Annotated in this window: 21 protein-coding genes; 9 read left to right on the top strand and 12 right to left on the bottom strand. The window is 63.4% G+C overall.

The window, feature by feature from the left end; all coding sequences use genetic code 11:
- Positions 1–60 precede the first annotated feature (60 nt).
- The 5 genes from mgrA to RC54_RS23595 all read right to left on the bottom strand — a co-directional run bounded on the left by mgrA (position 61) and on the right by RC54_RS23595 (position 5,807).
- Entirely contained in the window at positions 61–1,095 is a 1,035-nt protein-coding gene (gene mgrA, locus RC54_RS23575) for an L-glyceraldehyde 3-phosphate reductase (RefSeq protein ID WP_058897222.1), read from the bottom strand.
- Positions 1,096–1,242: 147 nt separating this feature from the next.
- Positions 1,243–2,784, bottom strand: a complete 1,542-nt coding sequence (locus tag RC54_RS23580; protein ID WP_123020493.1) for an ATP-binding protein — start codon at positions 2,782–2,784, stop codon at positions 1,243–1,245.
- Positions 2,768–3,481 carry a response regulator gene (locus RC54_RS23585; protein WP_058897224.1) on the bottom strand — a complete coding sequence of 238 codons (714 nt, stop codon included), beginning with the start codon at positions 3,479–3,481 and terminating at the stop codon, positions 2,768–2,770. The genes RC54_RS23580 and RC54_RS23585 overlap by 17 nt, the downstream gene beginning before the upstream one ends.
- A 21-nt stretch (positions 3,482–3,502) precedes the next feature.
- The gene (locus tag RC54_RS23590; protein WP_061788533.1) at positions 3,503–4,861 is read right to left on the bottom strand and encodes an ABC transporter substrate-binding protein; all 1,359 of its coding nucleotides are present in this window, start codon (positions 4,859–4,861) and stop codon (positions 3,503–3,505) included.
- Positions 4,862–4,919: 58 nt separating this feature from the next.
- Positions 4,920–5,807, bottom strand: coding sequence for a LysR family transcriptional regulator (locus RC54_RS23595; protein WP_058897226.1), 888 nt, complete (start codon positions 5,805–5,807; stop codon positions 4,920–4,922).
- 101 nt (positions 5,808–5,908) lie between these two features.
- On the opposite strand from RC54_RS23595, the gene metE reads away from it, so the two are divergent.
- Both metE and RC54_RS23605 read left to right on the top strand, forming a co-directional pair.
- A complete protein-coding gene (gene metE, locus RC54_RS23600; RefSeq protein ID WP_061788534.1) occupies positions 5,909–8,215 on the top strand; it encodes a 5-methyltetrahydropteroyltriglutamate--homocysteine S-methyltransferase in 2,307 nt (768 codons plus the stop codon).
- 380 nt (positions 8,216–8,595) lie between these two features.
- Positions 8,596–10,293, top strand: coding sequence for a DUF3300 domain-containing protein (locus tag RC54_RS23605; protein WP_174526042.1), 1,698 nt, complete (start codon positions 8,596–8,598; stop codon positions 10,291–10,293).
- A gap of 77 nt (positions 10,294–10,370) precedes the next feature.
- On the opposite strand, the gene RC54_RS23610 is transcribed toward RC54_RS23605, so the two are convergent.
- Positions 10,371–10,892, bottom strand: coding sequence for a GNAT family N-acetyltransferase (locus RC54_RS23610; protein WP_061788536.1), 522 nt, complete (start codon positions 10,890–10,892; stop codon positions 10,371–10,373).
- A gap of 454 nt (positions 10,893–11,346) precedes the next feature.
- Here RC54_RS23610 and RC54_RS23615 point away from each other — a divergent pair, with 454 nt between their 5' ends.
- From RC54_RS23615 to RC54_RS23630, 4 genes are all read left to right on the top strand, one after another.
- On the top strand, positions 11,347–12,060 hold the full coding sequence (locus RC54_RS23615) for a gluconate 2-dehydrogenase subunit 3 family protein (protein WP_017449995.1): 714 nt from the start codon (positions 11,347–11,349) through the stop codon (positions 12,058–12,060).
- Between the two features lie 54 nt (positions 12,061–12,114).
- Positions 12,115–13,887, top strand: a complete 1,773-nt coding sequence (locus RC54_RS23620) for a GMC family oxidoreductase (RefSeq protein ID WP_061788537.1) — start codon at positions 12,115–12,117, stop codon at positions 13,885–13,887.
- A 12-nt stretch (positions 13,888–13,899) separates the two neighbouring features.
- Positions 13,900–15,165: a c-type cytochrome gene (locus tag RC54_RS23625; protein WP_058897233.1), complete on the top strand. Its 1,266-nt coding sequence runs from the start codon at positions 13,900–13,902 to the stop codon at positions 15,163–15,165.
- A gap of 150 nt (positions 15,166–15,315) precedes the next feature.
- Complete coding sequence (locus RC54_RS23630; protein WP_058897234.1) at positions 15,316–15,747, top strand: hypothetical protein; 432 nt, start codon at positions 15,316–15,318, stop codon at positions 15,745–15,747.
- Positions 15,748–15,762: 15 nt separating this feature from the next.
- Here the strand turns inward: RC54_RS23630 and RC54_RS23635 are convergent, their stop codons facing one another.
- Entirely contained in the window at positions 15,763–16,095 is a 333-nt protein-coding gene (locus RC54_RS23635) for an ArsR/SmtB family transcription factor (protein WP_058897235.1), read from the bottom strand.
- Positions 16,096–16,220: 125 nt separating this feature from the next.
- Between RC54_RS23635 and RC54_RS23640 the strand changes: the two genes are divergently transcribed.
- Positions 16,221–17,309, top strand: a complete 1,089-nt coding sequence (locus RC54_RS23640; protein ID WP_061788538.1) for an NADH:flavin oxidoreductase/NADH oxidase — start codon at positions 16,221–16,223, stop codon at positions 17,307–17,309.
- Positions 17,310–17,436: 127 nt separating this feature from the next.
- The gene (locus tag RC54_RS25540) at positions 17,437–17,589 is read left to right on the top strand and encodes a hypothetical protein (protein ID WP_164471239.1); all 153 of its coding nucleotides are present in this window, start codon (positions 17,437–17,439) and stop codon (positions 17,587–17,589) included.
- An 84-nt stretch (positions 17,590–17,673) separates the two neighbouring features.
- Here the strand turns inward: RC54_RS25540 and RC54_RS25545 are convergent, their stop codons facing one another.
- Positions 17,674–17,847 (bottom strand): hypothetical protein, encoded by a 174-nt coding sequence (locus tag RC54_RS25545; RefSeq protein ID WP_156425896.1) that lies wholly within the window; start codon positions 17,845–17,847, stop codon positions 17,674–17,676.
- Between the two features lie 156 nt (positions 17,848–18,003).
- On the opposite strand from RC54_RS25545, the gene RC54_RS23650 reads away from it, so the two are divergent.
- Positions 18,004–18,903 (top strand): DMT family transporter, encoded by a 900-nt coding sequence (locus RC54_RS23650; protein WP_058897238.1) that lies wholly within the window; start codon positions 18,004–18,006, stop codon positions 18,901–18,903.
- Between the two features lie 5 nt (positions 18,904–18,908).
- On the opposite strand, the gene RC54_RS23655 is transcribed toward RC54_RS23650, so the two are convergent.
- The 4 genes from RC54_RS23655 to pncB all read right to left on the bottom strand — a co-directional run bounded on the left by RC54_RS23655 (position 18,909) and on the right by pncB (position 24,112).
- Positions 18,909–19,847, bottom strand: coding sequence for a LysR substrate-binding domain-containing protein (locus RC54_RS23655; protein ID WP_017450003.1), 939 nt, complete (start codon positions 19,845–19,847; stop codon positions 18,909–18,911).
- Between the two features lie 223 nt (positions 19,848–20,070).
- Positions 20,071–21,126 (bottom strand): bifunctional nicotinamide-nucleotide adenylyltransferase/Nudix hydroxylase, encoded by a 1,056-nt coding sequence (locus RC54_RS23660; protein WP_061788539.1) that lies wholly within the window; start codon positions 21,124–21,126, stop codon positions 20,071–20,073.
- Between the two features lie 63 nt (positions 21,127–21,189).
- Positions 21,190–22,887, bottom strand: coding sequence for an NAD+ synthase (locus RC54_RS23665; RefSeq protein WP_061788540.1), 1,698 nt, complete (start codon positions 22,885–22,887; stop codon positions 21,190–21,192).
- Between the two features lie 19 nt (positions 22,888–22,906).
- Positions 22,907–24,112 (bottom strand): nicotinate phosphoribosyltransferase, encoded by a 1,206-nt coding sequence (pncB, locus tag RC54_RS23670; protein ID WP_058897241.1) that lies wholly within the window; start codon positions 24,110–24,112, stop codon positions 22,907–22,909.
- Positions 24,113–24,124: the final 12 nt, after the last annotated feature.

Below are 24,124 nucleotides of genomic sequence, written 5' to 3' on the forward strand. Positions count from 1 at the left end.
ACAGGAAACGGGCCGGTACCGCTCACCACGGTACCGGCCCGGCATCACAAGCTCAGCCCATCAGGTGATGGAGGACGACACCTTCCACAGATCGACATCGCCATCGGTGGCATGACGGTCGATGCGGGCCAGCTCATCGGCGCTGAAGTCCGGCTTCTTGAGAGCATCGAGCGCATCGTCGAGTTGCTCCACGGTGCGCGCACCGATCAGTGCCGAGGTCACGCGGGCATCGCGCAGCACCCAGGCAATGGCCATCTGCGCCAGGGTCTGGCCACGCTGCTGGGCAATCTCGTTCAGGGCGCGGATGCGCGCCAGGTTCTCTTCCGAGAGCATCCGTTGCGGCAGCGACGGGGCGCGAGTCACGCGCGCCCCCTCGGGGACGCCGCCCAGGTATTTGGACGTCAACAAGCCTTGCGCCAGCGGCGAGAAGCCGATGCAACCCACCCCCAGTTCTTCCAGCGCAGGCAGCAGGCCGCCTTCGATGGCGCGATTGAGCATGGAATAGTTGGGCTGGTGGATCAGCAACGGCACGCCTTCGCTCTTGAGGATGGCGGCCGCCTGGCGCGTCAGCTCGGGCGAGTAGGAAGAAATGCCGACGTAGAGCGCCTTGCCCTGGCGGTGCAGGTGGGCCAGCGCACCCATGGTTTCTTCCAGCGGCGTGTCGGGATCGACGCGGTGCGAATAGAAGATATCCACATAGTCCAGGCCCATGCGCTTCAAGCTCTGTTCGCAACTGGCGATCAGATGCTTGCGCGCGCCGCTGGGGCCGCCATAGGGACCGGGCCACATCTGCCAGCCAGCCTTGCTGGAGATGACCAGCTCATCACGGTAGGGCAGGAAATCCTTGGCCATCCAGCGGCCAAAGTTGTCTTCGGCCGAACCGGCGGGCGGGCCATAGTTGTTGGCCAGGTCGAAGTGGGTGACGCCACGATCGAAGGCGCGGCGCAAGATGGCGCGACCGGTTTCGAAGTTGTCGACGCCACCGAAGTTCTGCCACAGGCCCAGCGAAATGGCGGGCAGCAATAGGCCGCTGCGGCCAGTGCGACGGTAGCTCATGCGGCCATCGTAGCGGGAGGGTTCGGCGATATAGCTCATGGTTCTCCTTGGAGAAATGTTCTGCGGGGAAAGATTGAGGGGACTGCCACTTCCTGGGTGCCGTGCAGAAGTCTATGCTCCTGTCGCTGATTCAATGCGATGGATCGATATGACCGCTCCATCTTCCTTACTGTTCCCATGCCTCACTTACCGTGCCGGCAGGATGATGGTGGCGATCAAGCCACCCTCGGGATGATTGCGCAACAGCAGCTCGCCGCCATGCGCCTGCACGATGTTGCGCGAGATGCCCAGGCCCAGCCCCATGCCGCCGCTATTGCTGGCGCGTCCATGTTCCAGCCGCACATAAGGCTGGAACAGGGTGCGCATGGCGTCTTCGGGCACGCCCGGGCCGTGGTCGCGGATCTCGATTTCCACCAGGTCGCCTTCGGCGCCGGGCGAGGGACGGATGCTGATTTCCACTTTCTGGCCATAGTAGAGCGCATTGTCGAACAGGTTGCCGATGGCGCGTTTCAAGGCCAGCGGCTTGGCCATGACATTGATGCCGGAAGGCGTGAAGGCGATTTCGTGACCGCCCAGGCGGGCATCGCGGATCATGCGCAACACCAGCGCATCGAGTCGCACTTCGGTGCGGTTCTCGTGGATGTCGCTATCCTTGACCGATTGCAGGGCGCCCTTGACCATCATGTCCAGCTCATCGAGGTCGTCATGGAAATCGGTGCGCATGGCGTCGTCATCCATCAGTTCGGTGCGCAGCTTCAAGCGCGTGATGGGGGTGCGCAGGTCATGCGAGATCGAGACGAACAAGCGCTCGCGGTCTTCCAGGTAGCGCTTGATGCGCTCGCGCATCCCGGAAAAAGCACGCGCGGTCTTGACGTATTCGCGGCTGCCGCTCTCGGGCAGGCGCGGCACGGTCTCGCCCTTGCCGAAGGCTTCGGCGGCGTCGGCCAACGCGGCCAGCGGGCGCGTGGTCCAGCGCACCACCAGGATGGTCAGCAAGAGGATGGCGGCCAGCGACAAGCCCTGCAGCACCAGCCGGTCCAGCCACAGCGGATTGTCGCTGTCGAGGAAATAGGGATTGGGCATGAGCGCGGCCAGGTAGATCCAGCGACCGCTTTCCACCTGCATCTGGATCACCAAGACCGGGGCCGAGTTAGGCTTGGTCAGCAAGATGTGCTGCACCCAGTTGTCGGGCAGGTCGTTGACGGTCAAGCCATCGCTGGCCACCGGCAAGCCATCGGGCCAGGCGAAAGCCAGCCGCGCTTGCGGCAAGAAGGGCAGGTCTTCGCGCAGGGTCTGGGCGGTCACCTCCAGGGCCAGGTCCGCCAGGTGGCGCGGGCCGATGGACTGGACCGGCACGGCGCTGCTGTTGGCATTGATGAAGAAACGGGTGCCGCCCATCTCGCGCAATTGCTGGATCATCAGTGGACGATAGTTCGGCGGCAGGCTGACGAAGTAGCGGATCGCCGAGGCCGCGCTATGGGCCAGGTGCTGGGCGGCGATGCGTGTCTCGGCCTCGGACTTGCTGCGCAATTGCGCGGCCCAGATCATGCCGCCGGCCACCTGGGTCACCAAGACGCCAAAGATCATCACCACCGACAGGCGTCCCAGCAGGGAATCCGGCAGCAGCCAGTCCAGCAGGGCGGCCAGACGAGCGCGCAGGCTGGGTGAGCTGGCAGCGACAGTCTCGGCCGCCGGCTGCGGCGCCACGCGCTCAGGCGGCTGCGACACTGACGTCGGCCGAGAAGACATAGCCGGCGCCACGCACGGTCTTGATCAGATGCGGCTGGCGACCGCCGTCATTCAAGCGCAGGCGCAGCTTGCTGATCTGCACGTCCAGCGAGCGGTCCAGCGGGCCGGCATCACGACCGCGGGTTTCTTCACATAGCACGTTGCGATCGAGCACGTCACCCGGATGTTCGACGAAATACTTCAGTAATTGGTAGTCCATGCCGGTCAGCGGGACGATCTGGCCGGCGCGGTCGGTCAAGGTACGCTCCACCGTATCGAGGCTGAAACCGGCGAAGCGGTAGTAGCGCGGCGCCGCGCTGCTGTCGATGCCGATGCGGCGATGGATGGCCTTGATGCGCGCCAGCAGTTCGCGCGGGCTGTAGGGCTTGGCGATGTAGTCGTCGGCGCCCAGTTCCAGGCCCACCACGCGGTCGGTCTCATCCGAACTGGCGGTCAACATGATGACCGGCACATTGGACTTGCGCCGCACCGCCTTGCACAGGGCAAAGCCATCGGTATCGGGCAGCATCACATCCAGGATCACCAGCGAGAGCTCATCGGCAACGCGCTGGAATTCACTGAGGAAGGCTGCGCCGTCATGGGCCAGGCTGACCTCGTACTGGTTCTTTTCCAGGTAGGCCTTCAAGAGCGTGCGGGTCTTCTGGTCATCGTCGACGATCAATATCTTGCGCGTCATGGTGCTTCCATCTCCAATGTCTTAATCGTTGCGATTGCGCGCTACGGTGCGCGCAATCGCTGCAAGTCGTTTCTGCGCCTGTTCCTCGCTGATGCTGCGGTCGAGGAAGAAGCGCTGCACCTCGGCCACGATGGCGTCCTTGGTGGTGTCGTCGGTGGTCATGCGGTGTACCAGGCTGGGGGCCTGGTAAGCCGGCCCCTTGCTGAAGGTGCGCCAGGAGTCGCGTGCGCAGCGGTCCATGTGCGGGTCAGCCGCACGCAGCACCGGGATCGAACCCTTGATCCTATTGTATTCGGACTGCACGGCCGGCGACATGGTCAGCCGCGCCAGAGTTTCCTGCATGGCCTGGTGCGCATGGTTGCCGGCGAACATGGCCAGGGTATCGGTATTGTAGAGGTGGAACTCAGCCGTGCCTGGCGCCGGTGCGCAACCGAACTGCTGGTCCACTTCCATGCCCCAGGCATTGAGCTCGCCCTTGGCCCAATCGCCCATGATGAGCATGGCCGCCTCGCCGCTGACCATGCTGCGCGCCATTTCGGTCCACGGCCGCTCGCGCAGCGGCTGCGGCATGGCCGCCGCGAGCGCCCTGAAGCGCTTGAGGATATGCAACATGCGCGCATCGAGGAAGGCGGCCGGGTTCATGTCCACGAACAGGCGCCGGTAATAGGCCGGGCCACTCTCGGCCAGCACCAGATTCTCGAACAAGCCCGCCAGTTGCCAGGCTTCGGCGCTTTGCGCCAGCGGGATGACGCCAGTGCCTTGCAGCTTCTTGACGATATGGTCGAACTCATCCCAGGTGCGCGGCGGGCTCAAATGGTAGCGCTGGAAGATGGCGATGTTGTAGAACAGCGAATTGATACGGTGGATGCCCAGCGGCGCGGCCACTACGTGACCACGGTTGTTGAGCAGCGACCAGACGGTGGGAAACATCAGCTTTTCCCAGTTGCCCTGGGCGGCCACGTTGTCTAGCGTGAGCAACAGGCCGAGGTCGGCCCATTCGGCGAAGACCACGCCATTCAATTGCGTCACTTCCGGTGCGCGATTGGCCAGCACCATGCTCTTCAAGACCTTGGCCGCGCCCATGCCGGCGCCGCCCGGGATGGCCACGTCGCGCCACTGGATATGCTCCCGCGCCAACTGGTTGACCACCACGTTGATGGCCTGCCGCTCGCTGGCCGAGGTCCACCAATGCAGTACCTGCAGCGAAGCCACCGGATTGGATGGCGCGGCGAGCGGACCGGCTACCGCTACCGCTGGTGCAGACTGCGCCTGCGCCACCCCAAGGCCCAGCCATAGCGCCCAGGCGAGCAGCCACCCGGCGACCAGCCCGCAGCGGGCCGGGCCGGTGCGTGCATTCGCGGGCCGTTTCGTTGTTGTCATGCGCTTGCCTGTCTCCAAACCGGAACAGACTATAGCCGGCTACCTGCCATTGCGCAATTTACGCCTGCGCCTGCCGTGCCTCATCGATGAAGGCGCGCAGGTAATCGATCTCGACATCGCTTTCGCGCGCGCCCAGATAGATGTGCTTGGCAATGCCGTGCTTGCCCAGGCGCACCGGCACCACTGCCATCTGCTGGGCATATTCCAGCACCAGCCAGCGCGGCAGCGCGGCCACGCCGCGCCCGCTGGCCACCATCTGCAACATGATGTCGGTGGTCTCGATAGTCTTGTGACGGCGCGGCACGATGCCGGCCGGGGCCAGGAACTGGGTGTAGATGTCGAGCCGGTCCACCGGCACCGGATAGCTCACCAATACTTCATTGCTCAACTGCTTGGGCTTGACGTAATCCGCATCGGCCAGCCGGTGATCGGCCGCCACCACCAGCACCTGTTCGTAATCGAACACCGGCTCGAATACCAGGCCGGGCTTGTCCAGCGGATCGGGCGTGACCAGCAGGTCGATCTCATAGCCGAACAATGCACCGATGCCGCCGAACTGGAATTTCTGCTTCACGTCCACATCCACGTCCGGCCAGGCCGCCAGGTAGGGCGAGACCACCTTGAGCAGCCATTGGTAACAAGGGTGACATTCCATGCCGATGCGCAGCGCGCCGCGCTCGCCCTGGGCGAACTGGCGCAGCCTTTCCTCGGCCAGGCTCAGTTGCGGCAAGACGCGATTGGCCACCGCCAGCAGGTATTGGCCGGCTTGCGTCAAACGCAGGTGGCGGCCTTCGCGCAGCCAGATGTCGGTGCCCAGTTGCTGTTCCAGCTTCTTCATGCTGTGGCTCAAGGCCGACTGGGTCACGTGCAGCACGCCGGCTGCCGCAGTGAGCGAGCCCTGGCGCTCGACCTCCTGCACGATGGAAAGATGGATGCGGTCCAGCATGACTATGAATGAAACTCATGGATTGTTGAGATATAACCATTTTACTTCATGTATCAGGAAACTTAGGATGCCTGCATCGACGACCTTTCCCGGAGCACTGCATGACCACCATCCACAATCTCGGCTTTCCCCGCATCGGCGCCCGGCGCGAACTGAAGTTCGCGCTGGAGTCCTACTGGAAGGGCGAGTCCTCGCTTGCCGCACTGGAAGAGACGGGCGCTCAATTACGGCGCCGCCATTGGCAGGACCAGGCCGCGCTGGACTTGGTGCCGGTGGGCGATTTTTCCTTCTATGACCAGGTGCTGGACATGAGCGTGACGCTGGGCAACCTGCCGGCGCGGGTGCAGGATTTCCACGGCCATGCGCTGGACAATTATTTCCGCGTGGCGCGTGGCCGCTCGGCGCCGCACGCCCATGACAGTTGCTGCGCCGGTGTGGCGGCCGGCGAGATGACCAAGTGGTTCGATACCAACTACCACTACATCGTCCCCGAATTCCATGCCACCACCCGCTTTACGCTGGATGCCTCGCGCCTGCTGGCGCAAGTGCGCCAGGCGCAGGAGCAGGGCGTGCAGGCCAAGCCGGTCATCATCGGCCCGGTCACCTACCTGGCGCTGGGCAAGGCCAAGGATGGTTCGGACAAGCTGGCCCTGCTGGAGCGGCTGCTGCCGGTGTATTCGCAGTTGCTCGACACGCTGGCCGCAGCCGGGGTGCAATGGGTGCAGATCGATGAACCGATCCTGGTCACGGAACTGGATGCCGACTGGCAACACGCGCTCAATCACGCCTATCACCACCTCAAGGTATGCAAGGTCAAGCTGCTGCTGGCCACCTACTTCGGCCAGTTGCAGGAGAACGGCTACCTCGCCGCCAACCTGCCGGTGGCGGGCCTGCATGTGGATGCCATCCAGGGCCGCGAGGAGGTGACCGGTCTCCTCAATATCCTGCCGCCGCACAAGGTGCTGTCCTTGGGCGTCATCAATGGCCGCAACATCTGGAAGACCGATCTCAGCGCCCTGCTCGACTGGCTGGAACCGCTGGCCCAGCGCCTGGGCGAACGACTGTGGATTGCGCCGTCCTGCTCGCTGCTGCACGTGCCGGTCGATCTGGCGCAGGAAGAAAAACTGGATCAGGACATCCAGTCCTGGCTGGCCTTCGCCGTGCAGAAGCTGGATGAATTGCAGCTCATCGGCCGTGCCCTGCGCGAAGGTCGCGCTGCCGTGCAGGAAGCCTTGCACGCCAATGCGGCAGCACTGGCGGCACGCCGCACCTCGCCGCGGGTGCACAACCCGGCCGTGCGCGCCGCACTAGCGCAGTTGACGCCCCAGCATGGGCAGCGCAACAGCCACTACCCGGAGCGCGCGTCCAAGCAGGCGGCGCTGCTGCAATTGCCGCTATACCCGACCACCACCATCGGCTCCTTCCCGCAGACCACCGAGATCCGCCAGGCCCGCAGCCAGTACAAGGCCGGTCAGCTGGATGCAGCAGCTTATCGCACCGTCATGCGGGCCGAGATCGAACGCAGCGTGCGCGAGCAGGAAGCGCTGGGACTGGACGTGCTGGTGCATGGCGAAGCCGAACGCAATGACATGGTGGAATACTTCGGTGAACAATTGCAGGGCTATGCCTTCAGCCAGTTCGGCTGGGTGCAATCCTATGGTTCGCGCTGCGTGAAGCCGCCCATCCTGTTTGGCGACATCAGCCGCCCGCAAGCCATGACGGTGGAGTGGATCACCCATGCGCAGTCACTCACGAGCAAACCCATGAAGGGCATGTTGACCGGCCCGGTGACCCTCCTGAACTGGTCCTTCGTGCGCGACGACCAGCCGCGAGCCGACAGTTGCCGTCAACTGGCACTGGCCATCCGCCAGGAAGTGCTGGACCTGGAAGCAGCCGGCGTGCGCGTGATCCAGATCGATGAAGCGGCGCTGCGCGAAGGCCTGCCGCTGCGTCGCGCCCAGTGGCAGCATTACCTCAACTGGGCGGTGCAGGCTTTCCGCATCACCGCCAATGGCGTGGCCGATACCACGCAGATCCACACCCACATGTGCTATTCGGAATTCAATGACATCATCGCCTCGATTGCCGACATGGATGCCGACGTCATCACCATCGAGACTTCCCGCTCGGACATGGAGTTGCTCGATGCCTTCGACCACTTCAACTATCCCAACGAGATCGGCCCCGGCGTCTATGACATCCACTCGCCCAACATTCCCACCCAGGAACACATGGTGCAGTTGATGCAGAAGGCGACCGAACGCATCGATGCGCGGCGCCTGTGGGTCAACCCGGATTGCGGCCTGAAGACGCGCCAGTGGGCTGAAGTGATTCCGGCCCTGCGCAATATGGTGGCCGCCGCGCAGACATTGCGTGCAGCCCATCATGAATTGGCGCAGGCGGCCTGAGGCGGAAATTGCATGCGATAAAAACTAAGTTTTCCTGATACAAACTTTTGCAAGGCAGACTCTTTACGGTCTGCCTTTTTTTATTCTTCCTTGCAAATGGCTGACAATGATCTTAAAGCGAAACCCCTTTGCTGGCGTGCATTTCCAGTCAGTCCTTTGTCAGATTCCCGCGTTGCGCGATCTTTACATGATGCTTCTTTTTGGTGCCGAACCTTTCTGCGCAAGGATGCTCGAAGACTAACACCGGGTAACACTCACAAAGAATCAGGCACGGTTACATCCCATCACAATTCATAGGTCAACTGGGCGACACGACAGCTCGTTAGCGTGGCTATCCCAACGCCGTTTCCATCATCCGTACCGGATCGAGGACAAGCATCATGACAACAAGAAACAAAACTTCCGCCATCATCGTCTCTGCCTCATTGCTGGGCGCCGTGCTGGCCCTGTCAGCCTGCCAGAAGCAGGATACGCCACCGCCCACTGCTGCTGCCGCACCGGCTGCGCCCACCACGCCACCCTACACACCACCCACGGCCCAGCAACTGTCGCAGATGGTGGCGCCCATCGCGCTATTCCCGGACAAGCTGGTGGCACAGGTGCTGGCCGGGGCCACCTATCCCGACCAGATCGTCGCGGCCAACCAGTGGCTGGGCCAGAACAGCGCGCTCAAGGGTGACATCCTGCAGGCCGCCGAAGAAAAGCAACCGTGGGACGTCAGCGTGAAGTCACTGACCATGTTCCCGGCCGCGCTGTCGCAGATGGCCAGCAACGAAGACTGGACGCGCTCGCTGGGTGACGCCTTCGTCAACGATCCCAACGACGTGATGAACGCCATCCAGGAACTGCGCCTGCGCGCGCAGCAGGCCGGCAACCTGAAGAGTTCCTCGCAGCTGCGGGTATCGAGCACGGTGCGCAGCAGCGAATCGGTACGCGTGGAGAATGCGCCCGAGCCGCGCACGGTCTATGCCGGCGCCCCGGTGATCCCGCCGCCGCCGCAGACCATCGTGATCGAATCGAGCCAGCCCGATACCGTCTACGTGCCGACCTATAACCCGGCGGTGGTGTATGGTCCGCCGGTGCCGGTCTATCCCGGTTACGTCTATCGCCCGCCCAGCCCGGTGGCCAATGAAGTGGTGGTGGGAGCCTTGAGCTTTGGCGTGGGCGTGTTCGTGGGTGAGGCCATCAGCCATCACAGCGACTGGGGCTGGGGCTGGCACGACTGGGGTATGCACTGGGGTGGCTCGGGTGGCGGCGAGTGGCAGCGGCCTGCGGTGGTGTACAAGAATGCCACCTATGTCTCGCACTCGACCACCATCGTCAATCGCGTGACCAACAACAATGTGACGATCAACAATACGCGGGTGGTGAACAACAACGTCAACAATGTCAGCAACGTCAATAACGTGAATAACGTCAATAACGTCAATAACGTCAATAACGTCAATAACGTGCGCAACGTCGAGCAACGCAATATCACCAACTACAACCAGACCCGCATCGACAATCGTCATGAAACGGTCGCCCCCGCTGCGACGGCCATGACCATGCCGCACTTCACGGCCAGCGATACGCGTGTGGGCGCCATGCCGGAGCACCGCGAGCAGATGGGGCAGCAGAAGATGGAGCTGGCCAATGTCCATGCGCAACCGGCTACACCATCGACCGCACAGAGCGAAGCCGCCCATGCCAATGATGCGCATCAACGCCAGGAGATGGAACAGCAGGCCCAGCGTGAACGCTTGCAGGCCCAGCAGAACGAGCAGCAGCAGGCGCGACTGCAGGCCGAACAAAGGAAGTCCCAGGCCATGAAGCAGCAGGAGCAGGAAAATGCCCGCCTCCAGGCCCAGCAGGCCGAGCGCCGCCAAGCGCAGGCGGTGCGCGCCGAAAGACCCGAACCCCGTTCGGAAAACAAGCCCGAGCACGAACAGAAAGCGGCCATGGAAAAGCATGAAGCCGCCGCGCATGAGCATGAACATGCCGCCGACAACCATGCCGCGCAAAAGCACGAAGCCGCCAAGCACGAGGAAGAAGAACGCGGCAAGGAAAAGCGTGAAGCCGAGAAGCACGAGGGTTGATCCGCCACCCTCACGCTGACTGTATGAACCAATGAAGAAGGGCCGCCCTGAAGCGGCCCTTCTTCATGTTGCCCTCCTCAGCTACCGAGGCGATCCGGGTCGGTGCGCTGGTCCAGTGTCAATTGCAGGAAAGCCAGGTCCAGCCACTTGCCGAACTTGGTGCCGACCTGCGGCATGTGGCCGACCTGTGCGAAACCCAGTTTCTTGTGCAGGGCGATGGAGCCGACGTTGCTGGCATCGATGGCGGCCACCATCACATGCTTGCCCACCGCCCGCGCACGCGGGATCAACGCCTGCATCAGTGCTTCACCCAGGCCCTGGCCGCGATGGTCCTGGTGGACATAGACCGAGTGTTCCACCGAATGGCGGAAACCATCGAAGGGACGCCAGTCGCCGAAGCTGGCATAGCCCAGCACCTTCTCATCCTCGACTGCCACCAGCACCGGGTAACCGAGCTGGCGCCGGGCGGCCAGCCAGTCCAGGCGGTTCTGGTCGTTGACCAGGGTGTCGCTCCAGATGGCGGTGGTATGGATCACGGCATCGTTGAAGATCTGGGTGATGGCGGGGATGTCGGCGGGAATGGCGTCGCGGATCTGCATGGCGTTTGATTTCGGGTATCAGAGATCGAGTCAAGGAGAGCCCATCGGGCATGGCAGCAGTGTAGCCGAAGACGCCTGTGGATGAATTTGCCCATACCCCCGCTGTCTTAAGACATCTGACAACTAGAGGTGTTAAAATGCGCCCGCTCATCCATAGAGCGCCACTTCTTGCCGGATTTGTCCGTATGGCAAGACCAGGGGAATGATAAGAAATGCCGGCCCGTGAGGCTGGACGCTTGATCGGAGACGAGTTGATCCACTCTGAGATTGCGACGCATGGCAGACTCCCTCATCTCGACGGCAGCACCCGCGTACCTTGGCTCGGCCAGCGGCACGGGACAGCGCACGCCGGTCGTGGCGAGGGAACAAGCCGGGCGACGCCTTCTCGCCCATGGCGCAGTTGCCCCGGCAGCTTGCGTGACTTGTTTTCCACCCACTCCACACTGCCTCCACCATGACCACCAAGTTCAGTCCCTCGCGGCGCGCCGTCCTGGCCGCCACTGCAGCGGCCGTGCCCATCGTCTCGCTGCCCTTGCTCAAGCAGGCGCGGGCCGATGGCCTGGAAGGCATCGAGCTGCAGCACTACAAGCCGGTGTTCTTCGACGATGCCCAATGGCGCTTCATCCTGGCCGCCTGTGACCGCCTGATCCCCGCCGAAGGACGCGGGCCGGGCGCGCTGGAAACCAATGTGCCGGTCTTCATCGACCAGCAGTTGCATCACGGCCTGGGTAGCGATATCTACCAGCAAGGTCCGCACCCGGCGGACTTCCCTTCCACACTGGGCTTCCAGATTCCCTATGCGCCGCAGGACATCTATCGCATCGGCATCAAGCTCACCCAGGAAGTCAGCCAGCAACAGCACGGCAAGCCCTTCGAGCAACTGGAAGCCAAGGACAAGGATGCCTTGCTGACGGCGCTGCAAAAGAATGGCGTCGATTTCGCCGCGCTGGGCGAGAAGGCCATGAAGCCTTCGCAATTCTTCGGCCAATTGTTGGGCGATACCAAGAACGGCTACCTGGCCGATCCCATGTACGGTGGCAACAAGGATATGAAGGCCTGGGTCGCCATCGGCTTCCCCGGCGCACGTGCGGCCTATACCGAATGGGTGGACCAGCACAACGTGAAGTATCCGCTGGGGCCCGTGAGCCTGTCGGGCAAGCGCGCGTGATCGTGCCTGGCCCTCTGATGTTCACGCCTGCAACCTCTTACCGATTCCATCTCCATGCCTAATATCACCAACGACGACGTCGACGTCGTCATCGTCGGCCTCGGCTGGGCCGGCTCCCTCATGGCCATCGAACTGGCCCAGGCCGGTCTGAAGGTGCGCGCCCTGGAGCGCGGCCCGGACCGTCCGCCCGAAGACTTCGCCTATCCCAAGCCAGCCGACCAGTACGGCTACGCCACCCGCAACAAGGTCTTCGCCACGCCGCGCGATGCCGCCCTGACGGTGCGCTACAACACCGCGCAACAGGCGCTGCCCACCCGCAAGTGGGGCGCCTTCGCGCCCGGCACCGGGGTGGGCGGCTCGGGCCTGCACTGGACTGCGGTATTGATCCGTCCCACGCCCACCGATATCAAGCTCAAGACCTACGCCGACCAGGCCTACAAGCACAGCAAGCTCGATCCCGAGATGCGCATCAAGGACTTCCCGTTCACCTGGAACGAGATCGAGCCACACTTCGATTTCTTCGAAAAGGTGTGCGGCCAGTCGGGCAAGACCGGTAACCTGCGTGGCCAGATCCAGCCGGGCGGCGACCCCTTCGAAGGTCCGCGTTCGAACCCCTATCCGCTGCCGCCGCTGCACGACACCTACAACAACAGTCTGTTCGCCGAGGTCGCACGCAAGCTGGGTTACCACCCCTTCCCCAATCCTTCGGCCAATGTCTCGCAGGCCTGGACCAATCCGTATGGCGCGCAGATCGCACCCTGCAACTACTGCGGCTTCTGCAGCAAGTATCCCTGCCTGAATTACTCCAAGGCTTCGCCGCAGACCACCATCCTGGATGTGGTCAAGCGTATGCCCAACTTCGACTACAAGGTCAACGCCAACGTCATCCGCGTGGATCTGCACGCCGATAAGAAGACCGCGCGCGGCGTGACCTACATCGATGAGAACATGAAGGAAGTGTTCCAGCCGGCCAAGATCGTGATCCTCTCCAGCTTCCAGTTCGCCAATGTGCGTCTGATGCTGCTCTCGGGCATCGGCAAGCCCTACGACCCGATCACCGAGACCGGCGTCATCGGCCGCAACTATGCCTTCCTCTCCAATGGCGGGGCCACGCTGTTCTTCAAGGACAAGCATTTCAATTCCTTTGCCACGGCCGGCGCTACCGGCGAAATGTTCAACGACATCTCGCCGGGCAACTTCGACGATGGCATCAAGCTGGGCTTCATCGGCGGCGCCAAGATCCACAGCTCGCAAGCCTCGGGCGCTCCAATCGGCACCGCCCTGCCACCGGGCACCCCGAGCTGGGGCCGCGGCTGGAAGGAAGGCATGATCGACTGGTACGACCATTCCATGAAGATCAGCATCACCACCACCTGCATGTCCTATCGCGGCCACTTCCTGGACCTGGACCCCAACTACAAGGATCCCTGGGGCCAACCGCTGTTGCGCATGACCTTCGACTGGCGCCAGAACGAATTGAAGCTGCAACGCTACCTGCGCGACATCGTGCTGAAGATCTCCAAGGAGCTCAATCCCGACCACATGTCGGAAAGCTTCCTGGCCCTGGATTCGCACTGGGACATCACCAAGTACGTCTCCACCCACAACGTGGGCGGCGCCATCATGGGTGATTCGCCGCGTGACTCGGCCTTGAACAAGTACCTGCAATTCTGGGATGTGCACAACGTCTTCGTCCCCGGCGGCAATGCCTTCCCGCAGAACTTCCAGGCCAATCCGACCGACACCATCGGCGCCATCACGCTCATGGCGGCACAGGCCATCAAGACGCAGTATCTGAAGAACCCCGGCCCGCTGGTCCAGGTATAAGGGGGAGAGAACATGAAAAAACTGACTTCATTGTTTGCCACCCTGGCCTTGTCGCTAGGTGCGTTGTCCATGGCGCACGCGGCCGACCAGGATCTGGTGGCGCGCGGCCAATACCTGGCGCGCGCCGGCGACTGCATGGCCTGCCACAGCGCGGCCGGCAAGCCGGCTTATTCAGGCGGGCTGGCCATCGACAGCGGCCATGGCACCATCTATTCCACCAACATCACGCCGGACAAGGAACACGGCATCGGCAACTACAGCGAGGCCCAATTCGCCAATGCCGTACGCCATGGCGTGCGCGCCGATGGCACCCAGCTCTATCCGGCCATGCCCTACCCCAGCTATGCCAAGGTGAGTGACGAGGACATCCATGCCCTCTACACCTACTTCATGCAAGGGGTCAAACCGGTGGCCAGCACGCCACCGGCCAGCGACATGAGCTTTCCCTTCAATATCCGCTGGGGGATGAAGTTGTGGAATGCGTTCTTCGCCAATGACAAGCCGTTCCAGGAGCAGGCGGGCTGGAATGACCAGATCAAGCGCGGCGCCTATCTGGTTGAAGGCCTGGGCCATTGCGGCAGTTGCCACACGCCGCGTGGCGTGGCCATGAACGAGAAGGCCAGCGACAGCAGTCAGGCGCAGTTCCTCTCGGGCGGTGATCTGAACGGCTGGGCCGTGCCTTCATTGCGCGGGATGCCGCATTGGAGCGCGCAGGACATCGTCGACTACCTGCAGACCGGTCGCAACAAGACCGCCTCGGTGGCCGGTGAAATGAGCCTGGTGGTGGAGCACAGCACCGCGCACCTGAAGTCCGATGATCTGCAAGCCATCGCCGCCTACCTGAAGACGCTCTCGCCGGTGGCCGCCAGCAGCAGTGGCGGCGTCACCCCGCAAGGCGCCGAGGCCACCGCCAAGAAGCTCACTGCGGCCAAGGACCTGAGCCTGGGCGAGCGGCTCTATCTGGACAACTGCGCGGCCTGCCACTTCGTCACGGGGCGTGGCGCACCGGGTATCTTCCCGGCCCTGGATGGCGCCACCGTGGTCAATGCCGACAATCCCAGTGCCTTGCTGCACGTGATCCTGGCCGGGGCGCGCACACCCTCCACCGAGAAGGCGCCGTCGATCCTGGTCATGCCGGGCTTCGCTCATCGTCTCTCGGACCAGGAAGCGGCTGAACTGGCCAGCTTCGTGCGCCAGGGCTGGGGCAACCACGCTGGTGCGGTCTCGGCCAGTGAAGTGAGCCGGATGCGGGCCGGTATTGCCAAGCACGGTTCCTGATCCATTGCACTGATCGTGGTAACGCAAGGCTCGCATGGAAACATGCGGGCCTTTTTTACATCTGTAGATCTTGAAAGGAAACGCACGGCGATTGACCAGGATGGCCGATCACGCCACTATAGGGCCCAGGAATTCCTCTTGAAAGTACGCATGTTCCCCACCTACGGCGCCACCTATCGCGGCAAGCACATCAGCGTCTCCTGCACGCAGCAACGCGAGGGTGAGGTCATCTGCACCGTTGCCATCGACGGCGAGCCGGCACCCGGCCTGCGCGGCAATCCCTTCGGCTCGGCGGCCTCAGCACAGGTGGCCGGGGTCGGCTATGCGCGCGCGGTGATCGATACCCTGCTCGACAATGACGTGGCCGAGCATCACGGTTACTTCATCCGGGTCAGCAGCACCGAGCAGCTCGATGGCACCTGGGTCGGCCATTACCAGCTGCATCGCAACGACAACCCGGTCGCCTTCCGGCGCGTGGCGTGTGAGGATTTTCGCGGCAATACCTCGGTGGAAGCGGAACAATACGCGATGGCCACGGCCTTTGTTGCCGTGGATGCCGATATCGCCACCGGCAAGCTCTGATCGCCAGAGCGCGCCTCAGGCGGCTTTCTTGCGACGGCTGGGAAGCTTGTCCTGCTGGGCCAGGATGGCCGAGAGCAAGCCCGGGAAACGCTGCTCGATATCGGCGCTACGCAAGGTATTGATGTGGGTGGTGCCATTGCTCTCGGTACGCACCAGGCCGGCTTCGCGCAAGACCTTGAAGTGGTGCGAGACGGTGGACTTGGGACGCCCGCCATCGAGCTCGCCACAGGTCGCGCATTCGACGCGCGCTAAGTGGCGCACGATCTCCAGGCGGATCGAATCGCTCAGTGCATAGAGCACGCGCTCCAGCACGAACTCGGCAATCTCGGGATGTTTGTAGGGACGCATCTGCAGGATGATACACCTTGGGTTATACTCGTTCCATAGTTCGAATATCTTCGAACCAACGAAGCAGACAATGCGCATCGGCATTGCCTGACAATTCTCTTTCATTGTTGACAGGAAAATCCCTCATGTCCGCCCTCTTCACCCCTTTCAAGCTCAATGAGCTGAACTTGCGTAACCGAATCGCCGTGCCGCCCATGTGCCAATACATGGCCGTGGATGGCAAGGTCAATGCATGGCATCTGTCGCACTATGCCAGCCTGGCCCGGGGCGGTGCCGGCCTGGTGATCGTGGAGGCCACGGCGGTGGCGCCGGAAGGTCGCATCACCCCGGCTTGCACCGGCATCTGGTCGGACGAACTGGCCCAAGCCTTCGTGCCGGTGGTGCAAGCCATCAAGGCGGCCGGCGCCGTGCCCGGCATCCAGATCGGCCATGCCGGTCGCAAGGCCAGCGCCAACCGTCCGTGGGAAGGCGATGATCACATTGCCGCCGATGATCCGCGCGGCTGGGACACCCTCTCGCCTTCGGCGATTGCCTATGGCCGTGGCTTGCCCAAAGTCCCCAAGGCCATGAGCCTGGAGGACATCGCCCGCGTGCGCCAGAACTTCGTGGACGCCGCCATCCGTGCCCGTGATGCCGGCTTCGAATGGCTGGAATTGCACTTCGCCCACGGCTATCTGGGCCAGAGCTTCTTCTCGGCGCATACCAACCAGCGCGACGACCTCTATGGCGGCAGCGTCGAAAACCGCGCCCGCTTCCTGCTCGAAACCCTGCGCGCCGTGCGCCAGGTATGGCCGCAGCACCTGGCGCTGACGGTGCGTTTCGGGGTGCTGGAATACGATGGCCGCGATGAGCAGACCCTGCTGGAATCCATCGGCTTGGTACGCCAGTTCAAGGACAGCGGCATGGACATGATCAGCGTAACCGTCGGCTTCACCATTGCCGAGGTGCAGATCCCCTGGGGCCCGGCCTTCCTCGGCCCGATTGCCAAGCGGGTGCGCGACGAAGCCGGCGTACCGGTGTCCTCGGCCTGGGGCTTTGGCACGCCGGAACTGGCCGAGCGCGCCGTCAAGGAGGGCCAGCTCGATCTGGTGATGGTGGGCCGCTCGCACCTGGTCAATCCGCACTGGCCTTACCAGGCCGCCAAGGAACTGGGCGTGGAGCGCCCTTCGTGGACGCTGCCGGCGCCGTATGCACACTGGCTGGAGCGCTATTGACGGGTTGCCGACCGGCAAGGCCAGCGGTTCAGGAATTTCCTGAGCGACGAGGGAGTTTTCTAGGGAAAATCACTAGAGCCAAATGTAATGAGCTCTCCTAAGATGAAGTCGTCTTGAGGAGATCACCATGTTCACCCCCTTCTTGCTGAATGTCGTTCTGTTGATGCTGTTGACCGTGGGATTGTCTTCGGTGGGCATCTACCTGCTGGCCGAAGCCCACTGGCGGCATCACCCGCTGGCCCGCGCCGCCAGCTTGCCGGAGCAACGGCTGCCCTATTGAACGAACCAGCAGGAATGTTGGTGTGATGGTGTTAGGCCCCCTGGTCGTTGATCCGGGGGCTTTTTTTGCTCGTTCAATAGTTCATCAATAGAACAGCAAGGACAACAACGGCACACTGGCCAGCAACAAACAGCCGAGGAAGGCGGCAAGGAACAGCAGTTTTTTCTTTCGGGACACCATGGCAAGCCTGCAAACGGAAAAGGGGCGCAAGGCCGCAGTGTACCGCGCCCATCCGCTTTGCGGCCATGCCCACTCCATGTACAGTTCCGATCGGCCATCCCAACTGACTGTGGTGGCCAGGCAAGTGGCACGGTACAAAGTCTGTAACTGTACCGGGACGGTGGCCTGAACTGGCCGTACAATCATGGTCCGATTGGCCATCCCCGCGGCCGCCCGTGCGGCAGCCCCAGCCTCATGTCCTCATCCAATATCGCCAAATTGCTGTTGCTGGCCGCCATCTGGGGCACCAGCTTCATGCTCATGCGTATCGCTGCGCCCATTTTCGGCCCCATGCTGACCACCTTCGGCCGCGCCGCGCTGGCCACGCTCGCGCTGCTGGCCTATGCCCGCGTGCGCGGGGTGCCGCTGCACTGGCGCCGCAACTGGCTGCCCTACCTGATCATCGGAGTGTTCAATACGGCCTTGCCCTTTGCCCTCTTTGCCTGGTCGGCACTGCACATTCCCTCGGCCTACATGGCCACCATGAATTCGCTGGCGCCGATCTTCACGGCCATGTTCGGCTTCCTGCTGATGGGCGAACGGCTCAGCCTGCTACGGACCGCGGCCTTCGTGCTGGGCCTGGTGGGCGTGGCGGTGCTGGTGGGCATCGGCCCGGCGCCGGCCGACGCACTGGTCATCGCCGGTGTGCTGGCCGCCATGGGTGCAGCGGTCAGCTATGGCTTTGCGGCCACCTTCACGCGGATGCGTGCCGGTGGCATCCCGCCCATCGCCATGGCGACCGGTAGCCAGTTCGCCGCCGCCCTGTGCCTGCTGCCGCTGGCGGCGCCCTCGGTGCCGCACGCGCTGCAAGCCGGGACGCTGCCGGCGCTGCTGTCCGTACTGGTGCTGGGGGTAGTCTGTACCGGGCTGGCATATGCACTATTCTTCCAACTGATTGCCGCCGAAGGTGCAACCAAGGCCATCACGGTGACTTTTCTGGTACCCATGACGGCCTCGCTGTGGGCCTGGCTGCTGCTGGATGAAGCGGTGACCCTGGGTACCGTGGCCGGCATTGCCATTGTGCTGGTAGCGACCGCCATCGCCTTGCGGGCCAAGCCGGCAGTAGCGCTCAAGGACAAGAAGGCGCTCGCCTGAGCGCATCAAGAAGTGCCGTGCTCGGCCTTGAGGTAGTTCCAGACACGGTCGATATCGGGGTTAGCGCCATCCAGGCGGCGGTAGATGCGGATATCCATTTCATCGCACCACAAGCCCTGCGCCAGCGCCTCGCTGTCGGTGGGGGCGATGGCCAGCGTGAGCTTGCCTTCGGCGATCTCGCGCGCCACCGCGCTGGCCGGCAGCCAGGCGATGCCATGCCCTTCCACGGCCATGCTCTTCAAGCCCTCGGCCAGGTCGGTTTCGAAACGACGGAACAGGTGCACGCGACGCTGGCTGGAATGCAAGGCCTTTTCGACGATGCGCGAGAGCGAGGAATACGGCGAATAAGCGAGCAAGGGCTGCGGCTCATTGGGCGTGCCCGGCAGCACGTACTTGGGCAAGCCGCTGGGTAAGGCCTTGACATAGGGGCGCAGCGGTTCCTTGCCCAGCGAAAGAACCGCATAACGTTCGGTATCGAGCGCGATGCCCTGCTGGCGATGGTCATAGCACAGCAGCAGATCGCAGTTGCGCTCCACCAGGGCCATGACGGCGTCGTGGACGTTGCCGGCCATCACCGTGGTGGTGATGGTGCCGATCTTCTTTTCGATTTCCGAGAGCAGCTTGGGGAAGACCGTCAGCAACAGCGTGTGCGGCATGGCAAAGCGCAGCGACGATTGCGCCCCGGCCAACTGGCCGCGCAGCACCAGTCGGGCCTGCATGGACTGGTTCAGCATTTCCTTGGCAATCGGCACGAAGGATTCGCCGGCCGGCGTGAGCGTGCAGGGGTAGGAGGAGCGGTCGAACAGTTCCGCGCCCAGCCAGGTTTCCAGCGAACGGATGCGGCGTCCAAAGGCCGGTTGCGTGACATTGCGCAACTTGGCCGAGCGGCTGAAGTTCAGCGTTTCGACTACCGAGAGGAAGTCCTCCACCCATTTGATTTCCATGCTTGCCTACCCCGTTGGCCTGCCGCGCTGATCAGGCGGCTTCTCTACGGCGCCGGCCACCTGATTCTTGGCCGCGCCCATCCTTTGGAACGCCAACCACTATACCGATACGGCATAAGGGGAGGCGTTTCATGCCATTTTGGCATAGAGCGCCCCCCGATAGGTTGAGCAGGAGTTAAGCGGGCCAGCGGTTCAGCTCTTCATCACAGCGGTGCCAGGGGGATCAATGCGGCGCTGTCAGGTTGAGGAAGCTATCGAGGATATGGAAGTGATCGTCGAAGAACTGCTCTTCCATGGCCACCAGCCGTTCAATGGGCATCCAGATCGCCTGGGCGGCATCGTCGGCAGCCTCGACCTCGGGCAGGTGTTCCAGACGCAGGTCGAAGTAATACGCGTGGGTGATGGTGCGGCCGCGCGCGCTGCGGTCGGGGTGATCGAAGATCTTGACGTCCACCAGCGCTTCTTCCAGCGTCACCTCCAGCACGGCCAGGTTGGTTTCTTCGGCCAGTTCGCGCAGCGCGGCCTGCATGAGCCGCTCGCGCTGGTCCAGGAAGCCGCCGGGAATGGCCCACAGGCCGCGTCCCGGAAAGCCCTTGCGCTGTACCAGCAGGACGTGGCCCGCGGCACGGATGACGGCGTCCACCGTGGTGAAGACCGGGGGATAGGGCGCGGCGGCCCAGGCGGTCTGGTACTTGCGCAACTGGCGATGTTCTTCCACCAGCGCGGCATAGTGCGGCAGCAGCGACCAGGCGCGCAGGTAGTGGCGCACGCTGGCCGGCAGCATGGGCGCCAGCACGTCCAGGCTGACCTCCAGGTCTTCGGCTTCGAACCAGACGCGGCGGATGTCGGTGGCGTCCACTTCGCCGGCACGTTCCAGCGATTCCAGTTGCCACTGCGGGAAGTGGCGCAGATAGTAGCTGGAGGCATCCTTGAAATGCCCCACCAGCAACACCCGGGCCTGGGGGTCAAGCTCTGCGCTGACCAGCCGCTGCACCTCGGCCGACCAGCGACGGTCGTCGTAGTAGTCACGGGTAGCGACGAAGCGCACGCGTTCGCGCTGGGCCGGCGCGAGCGCACCGGCAATCATGGCGGCGCGCTCCTGCCAGGTGAAGGGGTTCTTGGTATTGCGGGCGTGGAACGCCGAACCGAGCACGACGATGACGCTGGCCGCGCGTTCCAACGCATGGCGCAACAAGTGCAGATGGCCGTGGTGGAAGGGCTGGAAGCGACCGATCACGACGGCGGCGTCGGCCTGGGAAAGTGGAGCGGATGCTGACATGGAAATTCCTTCTTCTGCTTCTGTTGAACGCGAATTGCGCCTGAGGCTGTACCTGCCGACGCTTCAATAAGCGACCGCGATGGGGATTTGCCGTCCACTGCCAAAGGCGCGGGCGCGCACGCGGATCACTGGGGGCGACTGGCGGCGCTTGTATTCGTTGCGCGCCACCATGCGGCAGATGCGTTCGACCAGCGCCGCGCCCTGCTGGCTGGCCTGCAATTGCTCCACCGCCCGCGCCGCAGCCTGCGCCTCGTCGGCGGGCAGGCGCGTGCCTTCGATGTGCCACTTGAGGATGTCGTCCAGCACCTCGTAAGGCGGCAGGCTGTCGGTATCGCGCTGGTCGGGCGCCAGTTCGGCCGAAGGCGGCTTGTCGATGATGGCGCGCGGGATGATCTCGCGATCGGCGCTGGCATTGAGGTGCCGCGCCAAGGCATAGACCTCGGTCTTGTAGAGATCGCCGATCAGGCCCAGGCCGCCGTTGGTGTCGCCATACAGGGTGCAATAGCCCACCGAGATTTCGCTCTTGTTGCCGGTGGTCAGCAGCAGTGCTCCATAACCGTTGGAGTATTCCATCAGGATGGCGCCACGCACCCGCGCCTGCAGGTTTTCCAGCGGCAGGCCGCGCAAGGGGGCGCCGAAGGCGCGGGCGAAGCCTTCTTCGAATTCACGCACCAGCTCGGCGATGGGGTGGCGGAACAGGGTCACACCCAGGGCACGGCACAGTTCCTGCGAATCGTCCACGGAACCGGTGCTGGAAAAGATCGACGGCATGGTCACCGCCACCACATTGTGCGCACCCAGCGCCTCGGCGGCTAAGGCGATGGTGAGTGCCGAATCGATGCCGCCGGAACTGCCGACCACCACCTTGCCGAAGCCGCAGCGGCGGGCATAGTCGCGCAGGCCGAGGATGATCTGACGGCGCTGGAATTCGGGCGTGGCCAGAGCCTGCTGTAGCGGCAGTGCATCGCTGCTGCCGTCACTGCGCAGGAATCGTCCCTCCTCGAAGGCCAGCACCTGGAAATCCTCGGCCAGGCGGGCCGCCTCGAAGGCCAGTCCCTGCGTGGGCGACATGGCGAAGGAGCCGCCGTCATAGACCAGTTGATCCTGCCCCCCCACCTGGTTGACGTAGAGCAGCGCCATCTGACGGCGCAGGCAAGCCGCCTGGAACAGGGCATGGCGCTGGCTGCGCTTGCCGATGTCGGAAGGGCTGGCATTGATGGACACCACCAATTGCGCATCGGCCTCGGCCAGACGCTGGAAGGGATTGATACGATAGCTGCGCAGCTCATCGTTCCAGCCATCCTCGCAGATCAGGAAGCCCACGCGCTGTCCCTTCAACGGCAGGACGCAAGCCACTTCGGGACCGGCCTCGAAGTGTCGGCCATCGTCGAAGACGCCATAGACCGGCAGCAACTGCTTGTGGTATTCGGCCACGATCTGGCCTTCGCGCAGGGCCAGCAGGGCATTGAAGAGCGGCTTGCCGGGACCGGCATTGCGGCGCGGCGCGCCGATGACGGCGGTCAAGCCGGGATAGTCGCGGGTGGCGGCGATGAGGCGCTGCAAGGCCTGCTCGGCCTGGCCCAGGAAGCGCGGTTCTTCCAGCAGATCGCCCGGGTAATAACCGCAGATCGAGAGTTCGGGAAAGACCAGCAGGTCGGCATCGGCGCGCGCGGCACGCTGCAGGGCCGCCAGGTGCAGCGCGAGGTTGCCGTCGAAATCACCGATGGTGGGATTGCATTGGGCGATGGCGATGCGAAGCATGAGAGATCCTTTCTTGCGTTCAGATAGCGCCGGGCGCCGGGGCGGCGATGCCGAACAATTGGCGCAGGTAGGCCAGGAAGGTTTCATCCTTGCACAGCGTCTTGCCCGGCGAATCAGACAGCTTGGCCACGGCCTGGCCATTGCAGGAAGACAGCTTCATGACGATGTTCAGCGGCGGGATGCCGGTGTCGTTGCTCAGGTTGGTGCCGATGCCAAAGCCGGTCATGGCACGGTCGGAAAAGTGGCGATACAGCGCAATGGCCTGCGGCAGGTCCAGTCCATCGGAAAACACCAGGCGCTTGGTATGGGCATCCAGGCGCAGCTTGCGGTAGTGGGCCAGGGCCTTCTCACCCCATTCGAAGGGGTCGCCCGAGTCATGCCGCAGGCCGTCGAAGAGCTTGGCGAAGTACAAGTCGAAGTCGGCCAGGAAGGCATCCATGCCGACCACGTCGGTCAGCGCCACGCCCAGGTCACCCCGGTATTCCTGCACCCAATGTTCCAGCGCAGCCTTCTGGAAGTCGCGCAGGCGCACCCCGAAGGCCTGGTAGGACTGCAGGTATTCGTGGGCCATGGTGCCGATGGGAACCAGATCGTACTGCATGGCCAGCCAGACATTGGAACTGCCCTTGAAATAATGCGGCACCTCGCGCGCCAGGGTCGCGACCACTTCTTCCTGCCAGGCGCCGGAGTAGCGTCGACGCACGCCGAAGTCGAAGAACTCGAAGGGGTGCCGGCCCGCAGGCTGGCTGGCCAGTTCGTGCAGCAAGGCGAGCTTGTCCTGCAGGCGCCGCCGGGCCTCCACCAGCGTGGCCGGTGTGCCCAGGCGCCGGAAGTAGAGTTCGTTGACGATATAGAGCACGAAGATCTCGAAGCCCATCACATGCACCTGCGGCCCACGGGCGACGATGCACAGTTGCTCGCCACGGGTCTGGACCTGGATGAACTTGCGCTGGAAACGGAACAGCGCCAGGAAGTCGATGAAGTCACTCTTCATGTAGCGCAGCCCGGCCAGGTAGGCCAGTTCCTCGGGCTGGAAGCGCAGGCGGCAGAGATGATCCAGTTCGCGCTCCACCTCCTGCTGCAGTTCGGCCAGCGGGAACTGTGGTTCATTGCGACAGACAAAGGTGTACTCAGCCTGGGCGCCGGGGTGGCTATGCAGCAGCGCCTGCCACATGGTGAACTTGTAGAGATCGGTTTCGAGCAGACTGCGGACGACGGGCGCCATGATGGGCACTCC

Origin of the sequence: Herbaspirillum rubrisubalbicans (assembly GCF_003719195.1) — a bacterium.
Taxonomy (GTDB): Bacteria; Pseudomonadota; Gammaproteobacteria; order Burkholderiales; family Burkholderiaceae_D; genus Herbaspirillum; species Herbaspirillum rubrisubalbicans.

Bases quoted from the DNA above. Each gene is read 5' to 3' on its own strand.
- RC54_RS23615 (WP_017449995.1), top strand. From the start codon at position 11,347: ATGACCACCAAGTTCAGTCCCTCGCGGCGCGCCGTCCTGGCCGCCACT.
- RC54_RS25545 (WP_156425896.1), bottom strand. From the start codon at position 17,847: ATGGAGTGGGCATGGCCGCAAAGCGGATGGGCGCGGTACACTGCGGCC.
- RC54_RS23650 (WP_058897238.1), top strand. From the start codon at position 18,004: ATGTCCTCATCCAATATCGCCAAATTGCTGTTGCTGGCCGCCATCTGG.
- RC54_RS23610 (WP_061788536.1), bottom strand. From the start codon at position 10,892: ATGCAGATCCGCGACGCCATTCCCGCCGACATCCCCGCCATCACCCAG.
- mgrA (WP_058897222.1), bottom strand. From the start codon at position 1,095: ATGAGCTATATCGCCGAACCCTCCCGCTACGATGGCCGCATGAGCTAC.
- RC54_RS23590 (WP_061788533.1), bottom strand. From the start codon at position 4,861: ATGACAACAACGAAACGGCCCGCGAATGCACGCACCGGCCCGGCCCGC.
- RC54_RS23595 (WP_058897226.1), bottom strand. From the start codon at position 5,807: ATGCTGGACCGCATCCATCTTTCCATCGTGCAGGAGGTCGAGCGCCAG.
- RC54_RS25540 (WP_164471239.1), top strand. From the start codon at position 17,437: ATGTTCACCCCCTTCTTGCTGAATGTCGTTCTGTTGATGCTGTTGACC.
- metE (WP_061788534.1), top strand. From the start codon at position 5,909: ATGACCACCATCCACAATCTCGGCTTTCCCCGCATCGGCGCCCGGCGC.
- RC54_RS23640 (WP_061788538.1), top strand. From the start codon at position 16,221: ATGTCCGCCCTCTTCACCCCTTTCAAGCTCAATGAGCTGAACTTGCGT.
- RC54_RS23655 (WP_017450003.1), bottom strand. From the start codon at position 19,847: ATGGAAATCAAATGGGTGGAGGACTTCCTCTCGGTAGTCGAAACGCTG.
- RC54_RS23620 (WP_061788537.1), top strand. From the start codon at position 12,115: ATGCCTAATATCACCAACGACGACGTCGACGTCGTCATCGTCGGCCTC.
- RC54_RS23630 (WP_058897234.1), top strand. From the start codon at position 15,316: ATGTTCCCCACCTACGGCGCCACCTATCGCGGCAAGCACATCAGCGTC.
- RC54_RS23585 (WP_058897224.1), bottom strand. From the start codon at position 3,481: ATGACGCGCAAGATATTGATCGTCGACGATGACCAGAAGACCCGCACG.
- pncB (WP_058897241.1), bottom strand. From the start codon at position 24,112: ATGGCGCCCGTCGTCCGCAGTCTGCTCGAAACCGATCTCTACAAGTTC.
- RC54_RS23635 (WP_058897235.1), bottom strand. From the start codon at position 16,095: ATGCGTCCCTACAAACATCCCGAGATTGCCGAGTTCGTGCTGGAGCGC.
- RC54_RS23665 (WP_061788540.1), bottom strand. From the start codon at position 22,887: ATGCTTCGCATCGCCATCGCCCAATGCAATCCCACCATCGGTGATTTC.
- RC54_RS23625 (WP_058897233.1), top strand. From the start codon at position 13,900: ATGAAAAAACTGACTTCATTGTTTGCCACCCTGGCCTTGTCGCTAGGT.
- RC54_RS23660 (WP_061788539.1), bottom strand. From the start codon at position 21,126: ATGTCAGCATCCGCTCCACTTTCCCAGGCCGACGCCGCCGTCGTGATC.
- RC54_RS23605 (WP_174526042.1), top strand. From the start codon at position 8,596: ATGACAACAAGAAACAAAACTTCCGCCATCATCGTCTCTGCCTCATTG.